General features: G+C 39.3%; 15 protein-coding genes. All 15 read left to right on the top strand.

All coding sequences use genetic code 11. The annotated features are described in order from the left end of the window. Positions 1 to 137: 137 nt before the first annotated feature. The 15 genes from FC89_RS07965 to addA all read left to right on the top strand — a co-directional run bounded on the left by FC89_RS07965 (position 138) and on the right by addA (position 21,431). On the top strand, positions 138 to 1,037 hold the full coding sequence (locus tag FC89_RS07965) for a helix-turn-helix domain-containing protein (protein ID WP_057872029.1): 900 nt from the start codon (positions 138 to 140) through the stop codon (positions 1,035 to 1,037). A 91-nt stretch (positions 1,038 to 1,128) separates the two neighbouring features. Continuing rightward, a complete protein-coding gene (locus FC89_RS12755) occupies positions 1,129 to 1,269 on the top strand; it encodes a hypothetical protein (protein ID WP_169790216.1) in 141 nt (46 codons plus the stop codon). Between the two features lie 121 nt (positions 1,270 to 1,390). After that, positions 1,391 to 2,938: an ABC-F family ATP-binding cassette domain-containing protein gene (locus FC89_RS07960; RefSeq protein ID WP_057872028.1), complete on the top strand. Its 1,548-nt coding sequence runs from the start codon at positions 1,391 to 1,393 to the stop codon at positions 2,936 to 2,938. A gap of 14 nt (positions 2,939 to 2,952) precedes the next feature. Beyond that, positions 2,953 to 3,588, top strand: a complete 636-nt coding sequence (locus FC89_RS07955; RefSeq protein WP_057872027.1) for a L,D-transpeptidase — start codon at positions 2,953 to 2,955, stop codon at positions 3,586 to 3,588. A 315-nt stretch (positions 3,589 to 3,903) separates the two neighbouring features. Continuing rightward, positions 3,904 to 5,640: a pyruvate oxidase gene (locus tag FC89_RS07950; RefSeq protein WP_057872026.1), complete on the top strand. Its 1,737-nt coding sequence runs from the start codon at positions 3,904 to 3,906 to the stop codon at positions 5,638 to 5,640. Positions 5,641 to 5,839: 199 nt separating this feature from the next. After that, positions 5,840 to 6,481: an NAD(P)H-binding protein gene (locus FC89_RS07945; protein WP_057872025.1), complete on the top strand. Its 642-nt coding sequence runs from the start codon at positions 5,840 to 5,842 to the stop codon at positions 6,479 to 6,481. A gap of 139 nt (positions 6,482 to 6,620) precedes the next feature. Beyond that, complete coding sequence (locus tag FC89_RS07940) at positions 6,621 to 7,085, top strand: hypothetical protein (protein ID WP_057872024.1); 465 nt, start codon at positions 6,621 to 6,623, stop codon at positions 7,083 to 7,085. A 286-nt stretch (positions 7,086 to 7,371) separates the two neighbouring features. Then, a complete protein-coding gene (locus tag FC89_RS07935) occupies positions 7,372 to 8,721 on the top strand; it encodes a hemolysin family protein (RefSeq protein ID WP_057872023.1) in 1,350 nt (449 codons plus the stop codon). Positions 8,722 to 8,799: 78 nt separating this feature from the next. Further along, on the top strand, positions 8,800 to 9,591 hold the full coding sequence (proB, locus tag FC89_RS07930) for a glutamate 5-kinase (RefSeq protein WP_057872022.1): 792 nt from the start codon (positions 8,800 to 8,802) through the stop codon (positions 9,589 to 9,591). Between the two features lie 19 nt (positions 9,592 to 9,610). Then, positions 9,611 to 10,858 carry a glutamate-5-semialdehyde dehydrogenase gene (locus tag FC89_RS07925; protein ID WP_057872021.1) on the top strand — a complete coding sequence of 416 codons (1,248 nt, stop codon included), beginning with the start codon at positions 9,611 to 9,613 and terminating at the stop codon, positions 10,856 to 10,858. A 72-nt stretch (positions 10,859 to 10,930) separates the two neighbouring features. After that, positions 10,931 to 11,920 carry a ribose-phosphate diphosphokinase gene (locus FC89_RS07920; protein WP_057872020.1) on the top strand — a complete coding sequence of 330 codons (990 nt, stop codon included), beginning with the start codon at positions 10,931 to 10,933 and terminating at the stop codon, positions 11,918 to 11,920. A gap of 19 nt (positions 11,921 to 11,939) precedes the next feature. After that, the gene (locus tag FC89_RS07915; protein WP_057872019.1) at positions 11,940 to 12,599 is read left to right on the top strand and encodes a carbonic anhydrase family protein; all 660 of its coding nucleotides are present in this window, start codon (positions 11,940 to 11,942) and stop codon (positions 12,597 to 12,599) included. A gap of 22 nt (positions 12,600 to 12,621) precedes the next feature. Continuing rightward, positions 12,622 to 13,938 carry a C1 family peptidase gene (locus tag FC89_RS07910; protein ID WP_057872018.1) on the top strand — a complete coding sequence of 439 codons (1,317 nt, stop codon included), beginning with the start codon at positions 12,622 to 12,624 and terminating at the stop codon, positions 13,936 to 13,938. Positions 13,939 to 14,077: 139 nt separating this feature from the next. After that, positions 14,078 to 17,707, top strand: a complete 3,630-nt coding sequence (locus FC89_RS07905; protein ID WP_057872017.1) for a PD-(D/E)XK nuclease family protein — start codon at positions 14,078 to 14,080, stop codon at positions 17,705 to 17,707. Beyond that, positions 17,691 to 21,431 carry a helicase-exonuclease AddAB subunit AddA gene (gene addA, locus FC89_RS07900; RefSeq protein ID WP_057872016.1) on the top strand — a complete coding sequence of 1,247 codons (3,741 nt, stop codon included), beginning with the start codon at positions 17,691 to 17,693 and terminating at the stop codon, positions 21,429 to 21,431. Before FC89_RS07905 ends, addA begins: the two co-directional genes overlap by 17 nt. Positions 21,432 to 21,464: the final 33 nt, after the last annotated feature.

Genomic DNA, 21,464 nt, shown 5'->3' with positions numbered 1-21,464 from the left:
TAATTTAAGTGGCTTAAGATTAGGATTTTGTAGTGCTTTAAAAAAAATTCAATTTTAAGGCATGTAGGTATTCAAAAAAATATTTTTTAGACGATTGTATATTTTATAACACTAAGAGTGGAGGAAAGTTTAATATAATGAAAACGGGAGAATTAATTAGAAGTATTCGCACATCTAAGGGAATCAAAGCTAAAACGATCTATGATGGATTGTTGTCACGATCGATGTACTACAAGTACGAAAGCGGGTTAGTTGAAACAACAGCAGACACATTTCTTCACATTCTTGATCGCTTGAATGTCGATTCAACCGAATTTATTGCGCTTTTTGAAAAGCAAAACAATGAAAGAACACATTATGAAGAATATCGTGAATCTTTGCGGGAGGCTTTCAAACAAAAAAATCTTAATGAAGTCCGTTTATTGGAGAAAAAAATCGACCGAGATTATCAAAATAACCAGTTGATGCGTTTTTATAATTTAAAAATTGTTGCTCAAGCAATGAAAAAATATTTTGGACATCACGAAAGTCTGTTGCCGGAGCGAAGAGAAGTAGTTCATTATTTTTCACGCAGTAAATACTGGAGCCACTATGAATATGAATTCTTAGCGGATGCAATTTTTATGTTTGACGGATCATCACTTGATAAATTATTGAGTGACCATGAGTGGTTTAATGATGATGATATTCAAGACACTCATATGGAAAATTTGAAGATTAAAGTTCTTTGTGAGGCAATTTTGTTGTTTGTTAAAACTCGCCATGAAACGCAAGCTTCACTTTATTTCAGCGTATTGGATCATATTGAAGTAGCAGCAGATAATGTTTATGCTAACGGCTGCAAGGATTTCTTTAAGGGACTTAAAGTTATTCAAGAAGGAGACTACGAACAAGGAATTAAAATGGTGTCAGCGGCCTTTGCACTTTATCAGAAATTAGGGATGGACGAGTTGTACCGCGAACAAGTTGATATTTTGCAAAACTTGCTTAAACTCAGTTTACAAGAAAGTGGCAGTCGTCGTCAGCGCAAGGTTTGATATCAGTAGATTGATAACATAACTTGAAAAAAAGGGTAATTCAGTATAGAATTGAAAAATGCGTAAGTTAATTTGAAAGGAGGGGCGTTAGATGTCACAAAATACTCATGTAGGTGTTGCTAATGATCGTCGCCCGGTCAATCAAAAGAACATTAAAAAACGTCGTGCACAGCATCAGGCGGTTTTAAAATTCTTAAAAAGTCGTGCCGAATTAGAAGAAAAAGCCAATTAAGGTTTTTAAAGTTAACTTGCCAGCATGAGACGTTTTAACGTTTTATGATGGTTTTTTTTTGCACAGAATTAAGAGCCGCAATTGAAAGTATGATATACTTTCAATTTGAGAGGAAGAAAAAATGAGTATATTAGAAGTTGAAAATTTGTCGCAGTCGTTTGCAGATAAGCAACTGTATCATCAGGCAAGTTTTCGCGTAAATAAAGAAGATCACATGGGTGTAATCGGTCAAAACGGTGCGGGTAAAAGTACCTTGATCAAGATTATTACCGGTCAGCAACTACCCGATGATGGGCAGATTAAATGGCAGCCGGGAATAAAAATCGGCTATTTAGATCAGTATGCCCAAACGGCGCATGATTTGACGATTTTTGATTTTTTAAAATCAGCTTTTGCCCGGCTTTATAAAATTAGTGAAGCCCAAACAGCTTGTTATGAGAAGTACGCTCAAACAGCTGATGAGGAGTTGCTGACTAAAGCGGGACGCTACCAAGAGCAACTTGAAGCTGGCGACTTTTACGAACTGGAAACCAAAATTGAGCAGGTAATGACTGGATTAGGGATTGATGCCTTAGGCAAAGATCGGCAAGTAGCTGAGTGCAGTGGTGGCCAGCGCTCTAAAATTATTTTAGCGAAGTTGTTATTAGAACAACCGGATATGCTGTTATTAGATGAACCTACTAATTATTTGGATGTGCAGCATATTGAATGGTTGATCAACTATTTGAATGCTTTTAGGGGCAGCTTTATGGTAGTTTCGCATGATTATAATTTTTTAGAGCAAATTACGAATACCATAATTGATGTTTCATTAGGTAAGATCACGAAATATACTGGTAGTTTTCAGTCGGCATTGAAACAAAAAAAGCAGAAATTAGAAACGCAGCAAAAAGCGTATGCTAAACAGCAACGTCAAATTGAAAAAGATGAAGCTTACATTAGAAAAAATAAAGCTGGTTCACGCTCAACTCTGGCTAAATCACGGCAAAAAAGACTTGATAAGCTGGAGTTGGTTGATCCACCAGAAACAGCCAAACAGGCAAATTTCAAGTTTCCTTACCTTGAGCTGTTATCAGCGGAAACTTTAGTTGTTAAAAACCTGTCAGTCGGCTATCAGCGACCATTGCTACAGCCAGTGACCTTTACTTTAAGTCATGGAGAAAAGATGGTTTTACAAGGATTTAATGGTGTTGGTAAATCAACTTTGATTAAATCAATTTTAGGGAAGATTCCGGTTTTTAATGGACAAGCGAGTTTTACAGATGCAGTTGTAGTTAATTATTTTAGTCAGGATTTGAGTTGGTCGCATCCTGATCAAACACCGTTAAAAATTGTTCATGATCAGTATCCTAAGCTGGAAGCTAAATTGATTCGCCAGCGATTGGCTCGTGTCGGATTAACGGCAGGGAACATTATGAAACCAATCAAATTATTAAGTGGTGGAGAACAGACTAAAGTTAAATTATGTTTATTGGAATTAAAACCAAGCAATTTTTTAATTATGGATGAACCAACAAACCATTTAGATGATGAAACCAAGGCGGCTTTGAAAAAAGCGTTGATGGGGTTTGCCGGTAATGTTTTATTAGTTACGCATGAGGCAGATTTCTATCAAGGATGGGTTGATCATGTTTTAAATGTTGAAAATATTCGTTTAAATCAAAAGTAGGAGCGTGGATTTTAATGAAAAAGGGGAGAATTTTAGCCTGGATAGTAGCTGTTATTTTTGTGATTTTGGCAGGCTGGAGTTACATCTATGTTAAACACTCAGAACAGCGAAATGCAGTTCGGATAGAAAAAGCTGCTCAAAAAAGTAAACAGAAAAAGGTTGATTATCATAGTCAGCATCTGCGCTATCCGATAAGTTGGCGGAAATCTTCACAAACGACTCAATATCCTAAAGCGGCAGCAATTGTGAAACTTTCAGTAAAAGTTTCATTGTCGGCACAACGAGTATACATAATGTCAGGCAAAAAGATTATTTATACAATGTATGCAGCAACAACGCGTAAGACAAAAGAAAAAGCTGCTCGCGTTCCAAAGGGCACTTATAAAATAGAAGCCAAGCAAGGCGAATTCTTTTTTAACCCGCAAACAGGACAAGGCGGCAAATATTGGGTTTCTTGGAAAGGTGAAGGCAAGCATTTGTTTCAAACAGTTCCAACTGATGCTCAGAAACACTATTTAACCAGTGAGGCTCGTTTGCTAGGAAAGAAGGCTGCAGTTAATACGCATGGCAATATTTGGCTGTCAGTTAAAGATGCCAAGTGGTTCTATAATAATATCCCTAGAGGCACTAAAGTGGTTGTTGGCCGCTAATTTTTAGAAATTAAAATTTAAAGTATTCTTCTAAATTATAATGATGAGTGAAGAATACTTTTTTTGTGATCAAAATTGCTAGTGAATTATCAAACTAACTATGGCTAGTTGGTTAATCTTTGTGAATTTATTGCTGATTGTTTTTGCTATTTTAGTCACATAAGGACTTCATTTAGTGAAAATTACTGTTTCTTAGGTGATGAACAAAATTTTTTTTGTGAAAAATGGGCAAAAAATTATTGTGCAAAACCTTTTTAGCGTTAGAATAGATAAAGAACCAATTTTCGGAACCAATTATTGAGGGAGTGTTGCATAATGGCAAATATAAAGGGTTCGGATCTGTTAGTTAAAGTATTGGTCGATTGGGGCGTAAAAAATGTTTATGGTTTACCCGGCGATTCAATTGACACAACTATTGATGCTTTACGGCGCCAAAAAGAAAAAATCAAGTTTATTCAAGTCAGACATGAAGAAGTTGCGGCTTTAGCAGCAGCAGCGGATGCAAAGTATACTGATAAACTAGGGGTTTGTTTGTCAATTGGTGGACCCGGAGCAATTCACATGCTTAATGGTCTGTATGATGCCAAGATGGATCATGTACCGGTTTTAGCTTTACTAGGTCAGGTAACTTCCAAATCCTTAAACGAAGGTTATTTTCAAGAAGTCAACACACCTAAACTATTTGATGATGTAGCTGTCTTTAATCGTACAATTACCTCAGTTGATAATTTGGCAGAAGTTGTTGATCAAGCGGTTCGTAGTGCTTATGAGAATAAGGGCGTGGCAGTCTTGACCATTCCAGATGATATTCCAGATCAGACCTTGAAAACACCTTATAATTCTTCAGCTAAAGCTTTTTCTTTGGCAAAACCGTCATTGGATCAAACGCAATTGAAACAAGCCGCAGATTTGATTCAGCAGGCTGATAAACCAGTCGTTTTATTAGGCGTTGGTGCTAAGGATGCTGGAGCGGAAATTAAAAAATTTGTCGAAACAAATAAAATCCCCTTTATTGAAACTTTGCCGGCAAAGGGGATAATTGCTGATGACCATCCTAATTCTTTGGGAAATGTGGGCAAGTTAGGGACCAAACCAGCTTATGAAGCAATGAAAAGTGCCGATTTACTATTGCTTTTGGGAACCAATTATCCTTATCGACCATACTTGCCGAATAAGGGTCAGGCCAAATGCATACAGGTTGATGTCAAAGCTGAAAACTTAGGTAAACGCTATGCAGTTGATGTGGCAATTCAAGGGGATGTCGCTAAAACTATTGCTGCGCTCAATCAGCAAGGAAAATTGCGTGAAAGCAATAACTTTTTAGCTGCTTGTCAAAAAAATATGGCTAACTGGAATAAATGGATGGCTGCTAAACGTAAGTTAGCAACTACACCTGCTTCACCGGAAAGCATGGTTGCCTATATCGATGAAACGGCACCAGATGATTTAATGTATTCAATTGATGTTGGTACCTCAACTTCTTGGAGCGCTCGTTTCCTGCATGTTAAAGAAACCCAGAAGTTTGCGATTTCTGCTTGGTTGGGAACTATGGGGTGTGGCTTGCCAGGAGCAATTGCCGCCCAAGTTGCCTATCCCGATCGGCGAGCCCTAACTTTGAATGGTGATGGTGCTTTCGCAATGGTTATGCAGGATTTCGTAACAGCAGTTAAATATAAACTACCGATTATTTGTGTGGTGATTAATAATCAGAAGCTGGCATTTATCGAGTATGAACAGCAGTCAGCTGGTCAATTAAATTATCAAATTGATTTAGCAGATATGGATTATGCTAAGTTTGCTGAAGCTTGTGGTGGCGTTGGAATCACGGTTAAGAGTAACGAAGAATTCAAGCAGGCATTGGATAAAGCTTATCAGATTACCGACAAACCGATTTTGATCAATGCCTATGTTAAAGACAATGCACCATTACCTGGGAAGATTGTAATGGACGAAGCAAAGGGCTATATGAAATTTGGTCAAGAGTATCTAGAAAACTATTGGAAGATTCCTGAATTGCCACCGTTCAAAGATATTTTGCGGCAGTTCTTTTAAACTGAATGCGCTTGAAGTTGCTTATCGACCAACTAAATTTTAAATTTTGAAGAATAAATTCCGAATAATGAGACAAACAGCAGTTTTTTTGTTTAACTGATAAAGAGAGTAGCTTAATCGCTATTTTCTTTCAGTGTTTAAAAAAATAAAAGTTTGTCTTATTTTTTTAACATTGGCAAATAAAGGATGGGTGAAAGAAATGGCTTCAACAATCAAAGTAGTTATTTTGGGTGGTTCAGGATTTGTTGGTCGTGGTCTGCTGGCCGAACTGGCTAATGATCAGCGTTTTGCAATTACTAGTTTGTCACGTTCTGGTGGTAATGCTGAATTGCGACATAAGTTTCCGCAAGTTACTTGGCTGCAGGCTAATCTGCAGGAGCCGACTGTCGATTGGATTTCACAGGTAGTTCAAGCCGACTGGATTATTGATTTAATCGGCTTTTTATTTGCAAAAAATCGTAAAACTTATCGTCAATTGACTATTACACCATTGCAGCCGTTGATCCAGCAGCTGCAGGCAACTGGTCAAACACGATTCATTTTTGTTTCCGCGAACAAAGCTCCCTTTTTTTTAAAAAACTATGTAACTGTCAAAAAAGAAATGGAACAAATTTTGCGAGAAAAACTTGGTCAACGAACAGTCTTACTTTATCCGGGATTGATTTATGATAAGGATCGTTATAGTAATTGGTTATTGGCGCAAGTCTTATTAAAATTGGGAAAAATTCCCGGTTTACAACAACCAATTAATACTTGGCGGATAATTTCGCGGCAAATGTTTAGTCGGCAGATTAGACAGGTTTTGCTTGGCAAATCAAGTTATTTAGAAAAACGAATTTGAATTATTTGAATAAAAGGGTTGTTGCCAGTTAGTAATTAAATGTCATCAAGTTTGACATTATCCGAACTAGCTTTTAATATGAATAAGAATCTTTAATCAAGATAAAGTGCTTTACCTTGATTAGTTTGGATGTGAATTTATGAAAATGAAAGTTGCTGATTTTATTCAGCAAATTGATGCAGCAGATTATCAGGTTCAGACTTTGACTACTGCTGATGCCAACGAAAAAGTTACCGAAAAAGAACTTGTCAAGATATTGCAGCCGTTGTTTGATCACTTTTCTAAACTGATTGCTTCGGAAGCTTTGGGGCGAATTGAACAGCCATTGAACTTTGCCGACCAAACGGTGATTATTGCGTTAGAGACCGGTGTAATTAATTTGCCATTTGCAAATAATAATCGGGTTGATAATTTTTTCGAGAATGATGCAGAAACGGAAATCTTAGCCAATCTGATTTTAACATCACCAGAATTAAATGCTTCTGGTCTCCGAATCGATACCTTGGGGGAAGTGTCTCAGTGGTCTGAAAAAAACTTGCCACAGCAGGCAGTAACATTGGTTGCTCAGAATCTAAAACAGTTAGCTGAAAATTTGGCTAAATAATGTTGATATCATATTTAATGGTATTGAATCACAAATGGATGAGATGGTTTTTGTAATCAAATAAGGACTATCTTGAATTGCTGGGTAAACGTAATTTTTGCCCAATGTTATCTTGATATAAAACGATAAGGTAGAGGACCATTATATTGGCCTCTGCCTTTCTTATTTATTGAACTGTAAATTCAGTTTCAACGATTGCAAATTTTGCAAGAAGTTAGAGTATAATGGCCTTTAGGAAAATGTTATGATACTTAATGTAGATTTTGATTGAAATGGGGAATGAATTTTGACGGATGGTCAGCTGGTAGTTAATCTGGTTATTATCCTAATTGTTTTTTTTATGGCCGCTTTTTTTGTAGCCGCCGAGTTTGCGCTGGTTCAAACGCGCAAAAGTGCTTTAGAGAGTGTACTAGAATCTGGCAGTGGTAATCGCAAAAAATTATTACGCTCTTTAAAAATGGTCCAAAATTTAAACGAATATTTATCAACAACGCAAGTCGGAGTTACCTTGGCCGGCATTATCATGGGCTGGATCGGTGAAGAAACGATTGAATTACTGATTGTTGATGCGTTGAAAATTACGCCGATTGCCAGCAGTTCACTGCATATAGCAGGAGCGGTACTGGGCATCTTACTTTTGACTTACTTGGAAGTTGTTTTGACGGAAATTGTCCCCAAAAACTTAAGTATTGATAAACCGATGAAAATGATGATGGCAGTGGTTACGCCACTACACTATTTTCATATTATTTTTTATCCTTTTGTTTGGCTACTAAATGTTTCAGCGGGAGCAATCATCCATTTAATGGGGTTGCGACCAGCTGATGAAAGCGATGATGTTTTATCGCAAGCAGAAATCTTGCGACTGTCGCGTAATGCTGTCAGCGGTGGAGAACTGGATAAGAATGACCTGCTTTATATGCAACGGGCATTTGATTTCAATGATAAAATTGCTAAGGATATTATGGTCGATCGTACCAGCCTTGAAGTTGTTGACATTACAGATACAGTTAAAACAGTTATCAATAACTATCTACGGAAGGGGTTTAGCCGTTTTCCAGTGGTTGCTAATAATGATAAAGACAAAATCCTTGGTTATGTTTATGTCTATGATTTAATTCGGCAGGCGCAGGTAGATGATACAATTCGCGTCAGCAAGTTGTTGCGAACAATTATTACGGTGCCTGAAGTTACGCCAATTCAAGGATTACTGCAGCAGATGATTAACAAAAAGACCCCGATTGTAGTCGCTTTGGATGAATATGGTGGTACCAGCGGAATTGTGACCGATAAAGATATTTATGAAGAACTTTTCGGAGTTGTTAAAGACGAAATTGATGATGTCTCCAGTGAGTATATTATTAAAGCGGATGATGGTTCTTATCGTGTTTCGGGGAAAACGACGCTATATGATTTTGAACGCTTTTTCCGAACAAGAAATCGTGACTTTGATGAATCTGACAGCGTCACGATTGCTGGGTATTTGTTGGAAAACTATAAAGTTAAACTTAATGATGTAATCACAATTGGTCAGTTTAATTTGCAAATTGTCGAATTCAATCGAAATTATATTGACTGGTTGAAAGTCACCCGGCATTCAGAAGAAAAGACCGTTCAGCAGCCACCGAAAGTTTAAGAACAAATCATTGAGCTTTAACAATTGGACTGCTAAAATCTATTTAATTAATTCATTATAGAAAGAGTGAAAAGATTTATGCGTAAGCTGGCAGCAACCAGAATTGTAATTAAAATTGGGACCAGCACTTTGATTCATCAAAATGGCAAACTTAATTTATTGGCAATCGATCAGCTGTGCTATACCTTAAGCGGACTGGTTAATGAGGGCAAACAGGTGATTTTAGTATCATCAGGAGCTATTGGAGCTGGTTTAGGTCAGCTTGGTATGACCCAAAGGCCGGCAGCTATTCCAGAACAGCAGGCAATCGCGGCAATTGGGCAAACGGAGCTGATGACAGTTTATCAGCAACGCTTTTCAATGTATGGTCAAAAAATCGGACAGATTCTTTTGACTCATGATGTCGTTGATTTTCCGACCAGCCGGCAAAATGTTTTAAATACGTTTGAAAGTTTATTAACCGCAGGAGTAATTCCAATTGTTAATGAAAATGATACCGTTGCGGTGGATGAGCTTGACCATCACACGCGTTTTGGTGATAATGACCAGCTGTCGGCATTAGTGGCAACGGCTGTCAATGCTGATTTGTTGGTGATGCTTTCAGATATTGCAGGTTTTTATGATAAAAACCCGCGAAAATTTAAAGATGCAGTTTTGATTAAACGTGTCAAACAAGTGGATGATCAGTTATTCAGTCATGCCGGCGGAAGTGGTACTAAGTTGGGTACCGGCGGGATGACCACAAAACTTAAAGCTGCTCAAATGATGCTGCAGGCCGGCGGAGCAATGATTTTAGCAAGTGGTAAAAATCCATCAATAATTTTTAAATTGGTTGCCGGCGAAGAAATGGGTACGCTTTTTCAAGCATAATTAAGGAGGAAACGCAGAAATGACGGCTGAATTAGAACAGATCGGCAAACAAGCGCAAGCAGCCGCTTTTAAGTTAGGACAATTAGCGACGACAGCTAAAAATCAAGTTTTACAAGCAATGGCACAGGCTTTGCGTACTGAGCAAACGGCAATATTAACAGCTAATCAACAGGATTTACTGGCAGCAGATAATTTACCGCAAAAGTTTATCGATCGCTTACGGTTGACCAGTGAACGCATTGAACAGATGGCACAAGGCATGGAACAAGTTGCTACGCTGCCAGATCCAGTTGGAACAGTTGAACGCGGTTGGGTTAATCATGCCGGATTGCGAATCGTTCAGCAGCATGTTCCATTGGGAGTAGTTGGAATTATTTATGAAGCACGACCAAATGTTACGGTTGATGCGGCTGCCTTATGTTTTAAATCAGGGAATGCGGTTATTTTGCGTGGTGGTAAAGAAGCTTTACAGACGAATTTGAAGTTGGGGGCTGTTATGCGGCAGGTACTGGCTGATTTTAAGCAGCCAGTAAATGCCATTCAAGTTATCAGTGATCCTTCACACGAAACAGCTAAACGATTAATGCAATTAACCAAATACTTGGATGTTTTAATTCCCCGTGGCAGTTCTAGGCTGATTCAAGCGGTTGTTAAGCAGGCAACTGTGCCAGTAATTGAAACTGGTGCTGGAAATTGTCATGTGTACGTTGATGAATCAGCTGATTTTGCCATGGCAGAAAATATTATTTTAAATGCAAAATGCCAACGACCATCAGTTTGCAATTCAATGGAAAAATTGTTAGTACATGAAAAAATTGCAGCAGCTTTCTTGCCTGAATTAGCTAATAAGTTGAGGACAGCTGGGGTTGAACTGCGGGGTGATGAAAAAGTTCAACAATTGCTGGGTTCAACTATAGTTCCAGCAACGGCAGCTGATTGGGATACAGAATATAATGATTTGATTTTGGCAATTAAAATTGTACCATCGTTAACGGCAGCTATTTCACATATTAATCAGCATGGCACAAAGCATTCTGAAACGATTGTTACACAAAATTACGAGAATAGTGAACATTTTTTAACAGCTGTTGATGCAGCGGCAGTTTATGTGAATGCCTCGACCCGATTTACTGATGGTTTTGAATATGGTTTTGGAGCTGAAATCGGTATTTCGACCCAAAAATTGCATGCGCGTGGGCCAATGGGACTGCCGGAATTAACAACGACTAAGTATTTAGTTCGCGGCAATGGACAGATTCGCAAGTAATTTGCTGTAAAAGATAGAATTTGCTTGGCTAGTTGGTTATAATTAATTAAAAATAATACATTGGAGGCAATCATGAGCAACAAACAGACAGGAGCAGCTCTGAAATTATTTGCATTGAATTCAAATCCCGCATTGGCAGAAAAAATCGCTAGTGAGTTGGGTCAGCCTTTGAGTCAGGCATCGGTAAAACACTTTAGTGATGGTGAGATTCAGATCAGCATTAACGAAAGTATTCGTGGAGCAGATGTGTTTGTTATTCAGTCGATTTCAGATCCCGTCAATGAAAATTTCATGGAATTAATGATTATGATTGATGCTTTACGCCGGTCAAGTGCAGGAACAATTAATATTGTATTGCCATATTATGGTTATGCACGAGCTGATCGTAAGGCTCGACCGCGGGAACCAATTACCGCTAAATTAATTGCGAACTTTTTACAAATGGCTGGAGCTGATCGGATTGTAACCATGGATTTGCATGCCGGTCAATTACAGGGATTTTTCAATATTCCAGTTGATCATTTATTGGCAATTTTTGTTCAAGCACGGTATTTTATTTCACATGGAATTAAAAATGATGTTGTTGTTATTGCTCCTGATCATAATGGGGTCAAAGCAGCGCGTAACTTAGCAACATTACTAAAAGCACCGATCGCAATCGTCGATAAACGTGATGAAGATGTAGCTAATGGTCAAGATCGAACAATTCCAACTGAAGAGGCTACGATCATTGGTGATGTTAAGGGGCGGCGCTGCATTGTGTTTGATGATTTGATTGATACCGGCGGCAAATTAGCAGTAGCGGCCAAATCGCTGAAAGCAGCTGGTGCGACCGAAATTTATGCTTGTGCAACTCATCCGATTTTATCTGATGGAGCTGTTGAACGGCTAAGAAATTCAGACTATACCAAAATTATTACAACAGATACGATTATGGTTCCCAAGGATAAACAATTTGATAAATTAAAAATTCTTTCAGTTTCACGAACTTTTGCTAAATCAATTAACTTGATTTATCATAATCAGTCAGTTGATTCGTTATTCAATAAACATGAAGTTTAATTAACTAAAGGGTGATGTGATGCTAGATTATCAACAACAGGGGAAATGGCCGGCTCAGCTTGATCCATGGCAGTCACCGATCAAAATTAACTCGGCGGCTGTGCAACGCGTTGAGACTACTACACAGCCGTTTAAAGTAATAACGCCATATCATTTCGAATCAGTTGAACATCATGGAAACAATTTACAGTTTAATGGTTCGGGGAAAGTTCAGCTTTTAGGGCGCCTTTTCGAGTTTAAACAATTGCATTTTCATTTTCCGGCTGAACATTGCTTGAATGATCGAATATTTCCTTGTGAATGGCATTTTGTACATCAAGATATGATTGGGCATTTAGCAGTGGTGGCTTTTGGAGTTGTACCTGGTGAAAATACTCCAGCGTTAGCACCGCTTTACCATTCATTTGCGCTAACTGAAGGTCAGAAAAAATCATTTTCACTGGAGATTGATTTGAAGAAAATTGTTGCTGAGCAGACTAGTGGTTTTTATAATTATTTGGGCTCACTAACAACTCCGCCTTTGACGCGTGGAGTTGAATGGTGGGTTGCTGCTGAACCACTGACAGCTGCTCAAGGACAACTAGCTGAATTAGCGCGACCATTTTCAACACCTAATGCGCGAGCTTGTCAACCGGTTATGCAGCGGCCGATTAGGCTATATACTACTGAAAATTTGTAGTTTATCAGGAGGAAGCAACTAAATGACAAAAGATATTTCAACCGCAGATTTGGCAAAATTTCATAAATTGTTTGCCGCTCAGCCATTGCAACAAGCAATTGCCCGAGCAGTGCAGAATAACGGCGTAACAGCAGCTAGTGAAAACTATGCAGCTAAACGTCAGTTAGAACGTGTATTCTCAATAGAAATTCCAACGGGGAAAGTTACTAATCAGAAAAAAAGTGGACGCTGTTGGCTTTTTGCGACTTTAAACACTTTAAGGCATCAATTTGCTAAAAAGTATCACTTTAAGGATTTTGAACTTTCACAAAATTATAATTCTTTTTTTGATCGTTTGGAAAAAGCTAATCAATTTTATGAACGAGTATTGGCAACAGCTGATCAACCATTAACTGGTCGCTTGACAGCTAATTTATTTGCAGCGCCTGACAGTGATGGCGGGCAGTGGGCTAATGCGGCCGCGTTAATTGCTAAATATGGAGTGGTACCGCAAGCGGCAATGCCGGAAACCTATAACAGCAGTAAAACTGATGAGATTAGTGAATCATTAATGCTGAAATTACGCAAAGATGGTTTGCTTTTGCGTCAGGCAGCATCTGCTGGGAAAACAGCTGCCGAACTGCAACAACTTAAACAGAATTATTTAGCTGAAGTTTATCGGATGCTAGTATATGCTTTTGGTGAACCACCGCTGACATTTGACTTGGCTTATCGGGATGATGATAAAAAGTATCATGCTAAACGGCAATTAACGCCACAAAGTTTTTTTGCTGATTATTTTGATTGGGATTTCAATGATTATGTTTGCTTAACCAATGCACCCGATCATGAATTAGGTAAAGTTTATGGCTTACCTAGTCAAGATTATATTTTTAACGGGCAAAAAATTGCATTTGTAAATACTGATATCTCAGCTTTAAAATCAGCTGCAATTGCGCAACTGCAAGCCGGTGAAACAGTTTGGTTCGGCAATGATGTTTTAAAGGATCTTGACCGTCAACAAGGAATTTTAGCACCTGAATTTTTCTCTAAGAGTGAATTATTTGGAGTTGAATTACAATTAAGCAAAGCTGACCGGCTTCGCAGCCATGAAGCTGGCGTTTCTCACGCAATGACGTTGGTTGGTGTTGATTTAGCAGCCGATCAGCCGCGTAAGTGGAAGGTTGAAAACAGCTGGGGTGAAAAAATTGGTGATGATGGTTATTTTGTAATGAGCGACCAATGGTTTGATGATTATGTTTATGAAGTGATCGTAAAAAAAGCTTATTTACAGCCGGCACAAACAGCTTTGTTGGATCAGCCACGGGTTGATTTGGAGCCATGGGATTCCTTAGCTTAATTGAATATGAGATTTTATCATTAACGGGATGTGGCCGAACAAGCTGGACACATCCCGTTTTTTTAAGCTGGTAAATCTTTAATCTAAGTAGAATGATGCTAAAATGAACTTATGAATTTCATTTAAGGAGATGTGAAAAGTGGGCGTTAAATTTATCTTGGGGAAAGCATCGGCTGATCATCAACAGGCCTTAATCAGACAATTAGCACAAAAAAAACAGCAGCATTCAGCGGATAATTTTTTTTACTTGGTTCCTAACCATATTAAATTTGCAACCGAAGTTAAAGTTTTGAAGGGATTGCGAGCGTTGGAACACCAGTCAGGATTATTTGCCGAACAGCAGGTACAGGTCTTTTCATTTACCCGATTAGCGTGGTATTTTCTCAAAGATACGCCAGTATATCAAATTCCACGACTCTCAAGCGCTGGGATCAATATGCTGGTGGCCGCTATTTTACAGGATCATCAAGCAGAGCTGACGATTTTCAAAGGTGAGCATGCACAAATCGGTTTTATAACCCAATTAAGTCAGCAACTGACTGAGCTTCAGCAAAATGGACTTTCAGCTGAAGAATTAACTGAATTAGCACAAGATAGTGATTTTTCTGCTAGCTTGCAGGCAAAGCTGCATGATTTGGCAATTGTTTATCGTTATTTTGTTCAGCAAGCCAGTCAACAATTTTTAGGAAATGAAGGATTATTGCCGATATTACAAGAACAGCTGTTGCATGAAGATTTAAGTAGAAGTTATTTCTATATTGCCGGGTTTTCGCAATTCAATCAACAGGAACTGGCATTAGTTAAAACACTCTGTGGACGTGCGGCGGAAGTGACGATTTCATTAGTAACGGATATTACCGGAATCGCTGGACAGTCAGTACCAGTTGACCAATTGGTTGATCAACCGTTGCATTTACCAGCGGCAAGTGATCTCTTTTATCGCTCAGAGAGACTGTATTACCAATTAGTCAGCTATTTGCGGGCAGAACAGATTTCTTTTCAAGTTGCTGATTTATCGAAAACGGATTTGCAGCGAGTTACTGATCCAACACTACAGCAATTAGAAAATAATTGGATTAAACAATCTCGATTAGAAACAGTAAAACCAGTTAAAAAGGTTCCTGATACTGATCATTTGCAATTGCTGGAAGCTGCTGATCGGCAAGCAGAAATTCGGGAAGTTGCCGGTCAAATCAAGTATTATGTGCAACACGAGAAACTTCACTATCGTGACTTTGTCGTAATGACACGACACTTAGATTTGTATCGCAATATTATCGAGCCGATTTTTCGGCAGTATCAAATTCCTTGTTTTATTGATTTGCAGCATGAAATGAGTTCGCATCCACTGGTTGAATTACTGAGTGCCTTATTTGATGTTCATGATAATTATTATCGTTATGATGATTTGATGCGATTATTGAAAACAGAACTCTTGTTGCCGCAAACAGCGGCTGGCCAGTCGCTGGAACTAACAGAATTTCGCGATTGCTTGGATTTAACAGAAAATTTAATTCTTCAAACTGGAATGACTGGAAACAATTGGCTGCAGCAACAAGATTGGACTTTTTATCGTTATGATGCCAATGATGAGCAGCGCGTCATTACTACGCGAGAAGAGCAACAGACTAAACAAGTTAATTTGATTCGCCATTTTGTGAAAGATACATTACCACCTTTTTTTAAAAAGTTTGACCAAGCTAAAACGGGACGGCAGGCAGCACAACTGTTGTGTCAATTCCTATTGGATACCGGAGTAGCTCGCCAATTATTAGTTTGGCGTGACCAAGCACTGGCTGCTGGCGATTTGACCGCAGCGAGTCGGCCGGAAGAAACGTGGAATACTTTTATTCGGCTGATTGATGAATACGTTTTATTGCTGGGAGAGCGGCCATTTGATTCGGCAGCCTTTAAAGAATTGCTGTTAAGCGGTTTTGCAGGTGCTCAGTACAGCCAGGTACCATCAACGCTTGATCAAGTTACAATTACAGAAACCGGCATGGCTCAGTTAAACCAGAGTCAAACAGTTTTTGTAATTGGAGCAACCAGTGCGGTCATGCCAGACCATGTTTCCCGCACAACTTTATTATCAGACAGTGATCGACTGCAGTTGGAGAACAGCTTGCCGGAAGATCAGCTCGATCTAGCTGAAACGAGTGATGTTCAACTGGCTGGTGAGAGTTATTTAGCTTATTTGGCCTTTTTGGCACCATCAACTCGGCTGGTACTATCCTATCCATTACAAGGGACTGACGGTGAAGAACTAACGATTTCACCATACGTTAAACAAATCAAGCAAGTTTTTGCTTTAGTACCGCAGCAGATTGCTCAAGAACCAGCGGCTGATATTTCAATAGCAGCGTTCCACCGTCATTTTACGGGAGCGAAACGAGCAGTTGTGACACATTTATTGAATTTAGCCCGTAAAAATGATCGGCAGCTGCCAGCCGCTTTTGCTCCCTTAGCAGTATGGCTGAAAGAAGATCCGCAAATTGGTGAACTGGCGCAGCGAGTTTTTGCTAGTTTAAATTATCGTAACCAACCAGAAAAATTGCGCCCAGAACTGGTTGAACAATTGTATGGCAAAACGATTAATACCTCGATCTCAAAATTGGAAGAATTTTACGCTAACCAATATGCGTATTTTTTAAAGTATGGTTTGAAGTTGAAAGAGCGGGATGTTTTTGCACTATCACCAGCTAATACGGGTGAATTTTTTCATGCGGTTTTAGATCAACTTCAGCAGCAATTGGCAGCACATAAAGAAGACATTACTCAGGTATCATTGGCTGAATTAACAACTTATCTGGATAAAATTATCGAGCAATTACTGTTGCGACCGCAGTTTCAAATTTTGCATAGTTCAGCTCGAATGGCGTATCTTAGCCGCCAGCTGGCTGCAACAATTCGCCAAGTCAGCTGGACGATCCATCAGCAATTGCAGCATTCCCAAGCACGGCCGTATAAGACTGAAGTGCTTTTTGGTCAGGTCGGCAGTCGAGAGGGCTTGCGTCCGTTGCAATTTGCTTTACCTCATGATCATCAAGTCAAAGTTCGTGGTAAAATCGATCGAATTGATTGGCTGGAAGGAAATGACCAAACTTATCTAGGAATCGTCGACTATAAGTCGAGTCTGCATAAGTTTAATTATCGGGATGCATATTTTGGAATGTCATTGCAAATGTTGACTTATTTGGATGCTTTAATTAAGAACTTTGATTTATTAGTTCCTGACCGTGCTGCTAAACCAGCCGGAGCAGTTTATTTGCATTTACAAAACCCTAAATTAGAGTTGAAGTCAGTTAATCAAAGCTCCTTTGAAAAAGTTTGGTTGCAAAAAAACAAATATGAAGGGCTATTATTAGCTGATCCGCAATTACTAGAATTGCTGGATGCAGATTTAACAAAAGATCAAAGTGGCGTTTCCCTAGTTTATCCATTTAGACGCAAGAAAACCGGTGGATATTCGGCAACGGGCCGAAGTGATCCGCAGCTGGTTACACCCGAACAACTTGATTTGTTATTATGGCAAAATGAACAGCTGATCAAAAAAGCAGCAGCGGCAATTTTTGCTGGTAATTTGATAATTGATCCTGCTCTATGGCCTGATCAGCGAACAGCTCTACAGTATTCACCATTTAAATCAATTATGCAGTTTGATGCGATGTTGCCGGAGAATAACTATCATCGGTTGCCAACTATGACGGCTGAAGAAGTTTTAGCAGCGATTCAAGCGGAAAGGAGCCGAAACAATGGCACAAAAGCTTAATTACACCCCGGCGCAGCAAGCAGCAATCCATGCTCGCGGCAGTAATGTTTTAGTGGCTGCTTCGGCGGGTTCTGGGAAAACACGAGTGCTGGTTGAAAGAGTTCAATATCTTTTACAGCAAAATGTTGGGATCGATCGCATGTTGGTGGTAACTTTTACCAAAGCGGCTGCCAGCGAGATGCGGGAGCGAATTCAGTTGTCATTGCAGCAGACAATTAAGCAAACTACCGATCGACAGCGAAAAAGATGGCTGACACAGCAGTTGCTGCACCTTAATACGGCTGCTATCAGTACGATCGATGCTTTTTGTTTACGAATTGTACAGCAATATTATTATGTAATTCAGCTTGACCCAGTATTTCGTCAACTAACTGATGAAACAGAACGGCAATTGTTGGCAGAGGATGTCTGGAATACTGTTCGTGAGACAAAGTATCAGGAACAGCGACCATTATTTGAATTGCTGACACAAAATTTTTCCAATGATCGCAGTGATGATGGCTTGACAGCAGTTGTAATGAAGGTCTTTGAATTTGCTAATGCGCGGCCAGATCCAGAAAAATGGCTGCAGCAATTAAGTGATAATTATCAATGGCCGGAAACAGAGTCGTTTGTGCAGAGCCAATTTTATCAAGGCCAACTTAAACCGCTGCTTCAAGATCAACTTACAGAACTCCAAGCACAGGTGAGCCGGTTACAACAACAAGCAGAAGTCCAGGAACTAACGGCTTTGGCGCAGGCACTGACAAATGATCAGCAACAAATTAAAGATTTACAAAATTTGATTCTAAAAGCTTCATGGGATCAATTACGGACAGCTTTTAATGGTTTTAAATTAACACGGCCTAAAAACAGTAAAGTTTTACCAGAACAAAAAGATAGCAAACAACAATTAATGGAACAGCGCAAGCAGTTAAAATTGCAATTTGAAAAATTGATTGAGCGCTTTTTTACAGCTGATGAACAGCAATTACGGCAGATCAACCAGCAAACGCAGCAGTTAGTGGGTGAATTGGCGCAAACAGTGCTTGATTTTATGCAAGCTTTCACGGCTGAAAAACGCCGGCGGCATGTACTTGATTTCAGTGATTTGGAACATCTGGCACTGCAGATCTTGAGTAGCCCGACAAATACCGGACGGCAAGTCAGAGAAACTTTGCAGCAGCAGTTTCAAGAAATCATGGTTGATGAATATCAAGATACTAATCAACTTCAGGAAGCTATTTTACAGCAATTGACACAACCGGATCCCGGTAATTTGTTTATGGTTGGTGATGTTAAACAGTCGATCTATGGATTTCGTCAGGCAGATCCAACGATGTTTTTGGCAAAATACCATGCTTTTTCTCAAGCGCAAAATTCAGGTCAAAGAATTCTGCTGGCAGAAAATTTCCGCTCAACTGCTAATGTTGATAACTTTATTAATTTATTGTTTTCTCAATTGATGGATCAAAAAATTGGTGGTATTGCTTATGATCAGACGGCACAATTAAAGTTTGGTGCAAAGTATTATCCAGAATTGCCGCAAGATCAAGTTGAAATTAATTTGTTTTTAGCAAATGATCAAGCAGCACAATCTTCAAGTCGAGCTCCGGAAAACTCTGGTTCAGAACCATACCAAGCTGATTTTTCAGTTGATAGTAAGGCACAAGGCGAAGTGCGGATGGTTGGTCAGCGAATTAAGGAGTTGCTGCACTCGCAACAAATTTTTGATCGGCAAACTAAAAAACTGCGCCGGCTTGAACCGCAAGATATTGCTTTACTGGTACCAACTCGCAATAATAATTTACTGATTATGGATGAGTTTCAACAGTTAGGGATTCCGGTAATCATTAAGGATGCACAAAACTATTTTCAAACAGTTGAGATCCAAATAATGTTATCTTTCTTGCAGATTATTGATAATCCAGCACAAGATATTCCCTTAGTTAGTGTATTGCGTTCACCGATCGTTGGTTTGAAAGAAAATGAGCTGGCTTATTTGCGGATCACGGATAAAACCGGGGATTATTACGCGGCAGTTCGAAAATTTCAGCAGCAAGGGCCAAGCGAAGCAGCGACGGAATTTGAACAGCAGCTTTACCGTAAAATTGATTATTTTTGGAAGCTATTGCAGCATTTACGAACACTAGCCCGCCGAAGTGAACTAGCTGATTTGATTTGGGAAATTTACGACCAAACCGGTTTCTTGGATTATGTTGGGGGAATGCCTGGTGGAACACAGCGACAGGCTAATTTGCATGCTTTGTATGAACGTGCAAGCGCTTATGAAAAAATGAGCTTTAAGGGTTTATTTCAATTTATTCGCTTTATTCAACGAATGCAAGAACAACAGCATGATTTAGCTGCTGCTCCGGCACAGACAACTCCGAATGCAGTTCAAGTAATGACGATTCATGGCAGTAAAGGATTAGAATTTCCGGTTGTTTTTTTGTTAAATGCAACGCATCAGATTAATCAGCAGGATTTGCGGCAAAGTTATCTGTTGGACTCGGCTGGTGGAATTGGATTAACGTGGGTCGATCCAGCACAGCGCCTTAAAACAGCAACTTTAGCTAAGGTATTACTGCAAGACCGGGCACAAAAAAAGTTAGCTGCTGAACAGATGCGATTGTTATATGTGGCTTTAACGCGCGCCCAGCAAAAATTAATTATTACCGGTTCATATAAAAATCAGACTGATGCTGTAAAACAATGGTCAGCAGCCCAACAAAGCCAACGATTGCTTTTGCCAGACAGTTTGCGGCAAAAGACGGCTAGTTTTATGGATTGGATCGGAGCAAGTTTATTCCGTCATCCGGCGTTCACCGACCAGCATGATGAGATTCAAGCCACAGTTTTACCGGAACTGCAAACTTTTAATGCACATTTTCAACTTAACTGGCAGACGGCTGCTGATTTGCCATCGGTGACTGCCAAGCAGGCTTTAACGACCGACCAGCAGTCGGAACCGCAAGAAGAACAACAGCTGGCAGTAATTAAAAAAGAATTGAGTTACCAATACCCAAATCAGATTTTAACGGCGACAACTGCCTATCAGTCAGTTTCAGAAATTAAGCGTTTATTTAACGATCCAGATGAAGAAGAACTTGATTTCATGGCGTCAACACAACGTCCTACACCACCGGCAAGAGCGCGACGGCTAGTTTCGGCTGATTTGGCTTTGCCACAGTTTATGAACCAGGATCAAGCAATCAAGCCTACACAATTAGGGACAGCTGTTCATTTGGTGCTCCAAAAAGTCCCGCTCAAAAAGCAACCGACGCGAGAGTCCTTAGCTGAATTGGTGACTCAACTGACTAATAATGGGATGATCTCCGCCAAAATTGCGACTCAGATTGACTTAACGGCTATTTTGAATTTCTTTGCCAGTTCATTAGGACAAAAAATTTTAGCCCAGCCGGATCAAGTTAAACGAGAAGTACCTTTTTCTTTGTTGTTGCCGGCAGGTCAACTTTTTCCTGACCTGGCAAAAGTTTCTGAAGACATCTTAGTGCATGGAATTATTGATGGTTTTTTGGTTACACCTAAAGATGTTTATTTGTTTGATTATAAGACGGATTATATCCAAGCTGGCAATGCTGTTAAAGAAAAGCAGTTGATCGAACGTTATCAGGGTCAGTTAAATCTTTATGCTCAAGCATTGGTTAAAATTTTAAAACGGCCAGTAACGCATAAATATTTGTATTTACTAAGAATTGGCAAGCTGGTTGAACTAAAATGATTTTTTAGGATAAATTGATAATCAAACAACTAA

The sequence above is a fragment of the Liquorilactobacillus ghanensis DSM 18630 genome (assembly GCF_001435235.1).
Taxonomy (GTDB): domain Bacteria; phylum Bacillota; class Bacilli; order Lactobacillales; family Lactobacillaceae; genus Liquorilactobacillus; species Liquorilactobacillus ghanensis.
Note: the sequence above shows the minus strand (reverse complement) of the source record. Positions and strands in the feature narration are given on the sequence as shown.

Coding starts and splice junctions, on each gene's coding strand:
- FC89_RS07965 (WP_057872029.1), top strand. CDS start 138: ATGAAAACGGGAGAATTAATTAGAAGTATTCGCACATCTAAGGGAATC.
- FC89_RS12755 (WP_169790216.1), top strand. CDS start 1,129: ATGTCACAAAATACTCATGTAGGTGTTGCTAATGATCGTCGCCCGGTC.
- FC89_RS07960 (WP_057872028.1), top strand. CDS start 1,391: ATGAGTATATTAGAAGTTGAAAATTTGTCGCAGTCGTTTGCAGATAAG.
- FC89_RS07955 (WP_057872027.1), top strand. CDS start 2,953: ATGAAAAAGGGGAGAATTTTAGCCTGGATAGTAGCTGTTATTTTTGTG.
- FC89_RS07950 (WP_057872026.1), top strand. CDS start 3,904: ATGGCAAATATAAAGGGTTCGGATCTGTTAGTTAAAGTATTGGTCGAT.
- FC89_RS07945 (WP_057872025.1), top strand. CDS start 5,840: ATGGCTTCAACAATCAAAGTAGTTATTTTGGGTGGTTCAGGATTTGTT.
- FC89_RS07940 (WP_057872024.1), top strand. CDS start 6,621: ATGAAAATGAAAGTTGCTGATTTTATTCAGCAAATTGATGCAGCAGAT.
- proB (WP_057872022.1), top strand. CDS start 8,800: ATGCGTAAGCTGGCAGCAACCAGAATTGTAATTAAAATTGGGACCAGC.
- FC89_RS07925 (WP_057872021.1), top strand. CDS start 9,611: ATGACGGCTGAATTAGAACAGATCGGCAAACAAGCGCAAGCAGCCGCT.
- FC89_RS07920 (WP_057872020.1), top strand. CDS start 10,931: ATGAGCAACAAACAGACAGGAGCAGCTCTGAAATTATTTGCATTGAAT.
- FC89_RS07915 (WP_057872019.1), top strand. CDS start 11,940: ATGCTAGATTATCAACAACAGGGGAAATGGCCGGCTCAGCTTGATCCA.
- FC89_RS07910 (WP_057872018.1), top strand. CDS start 12,622: ATGACAAAAGATATTTCAACCGCAGATTTGGCAAAATTTCATAAATTG.
- addA (WP_057872016.1), top strand. CDS start 17,691: ATGGCACAAAAGCTTAATTACACCCCGGCGCAGCAAGCAGCAATCCAT.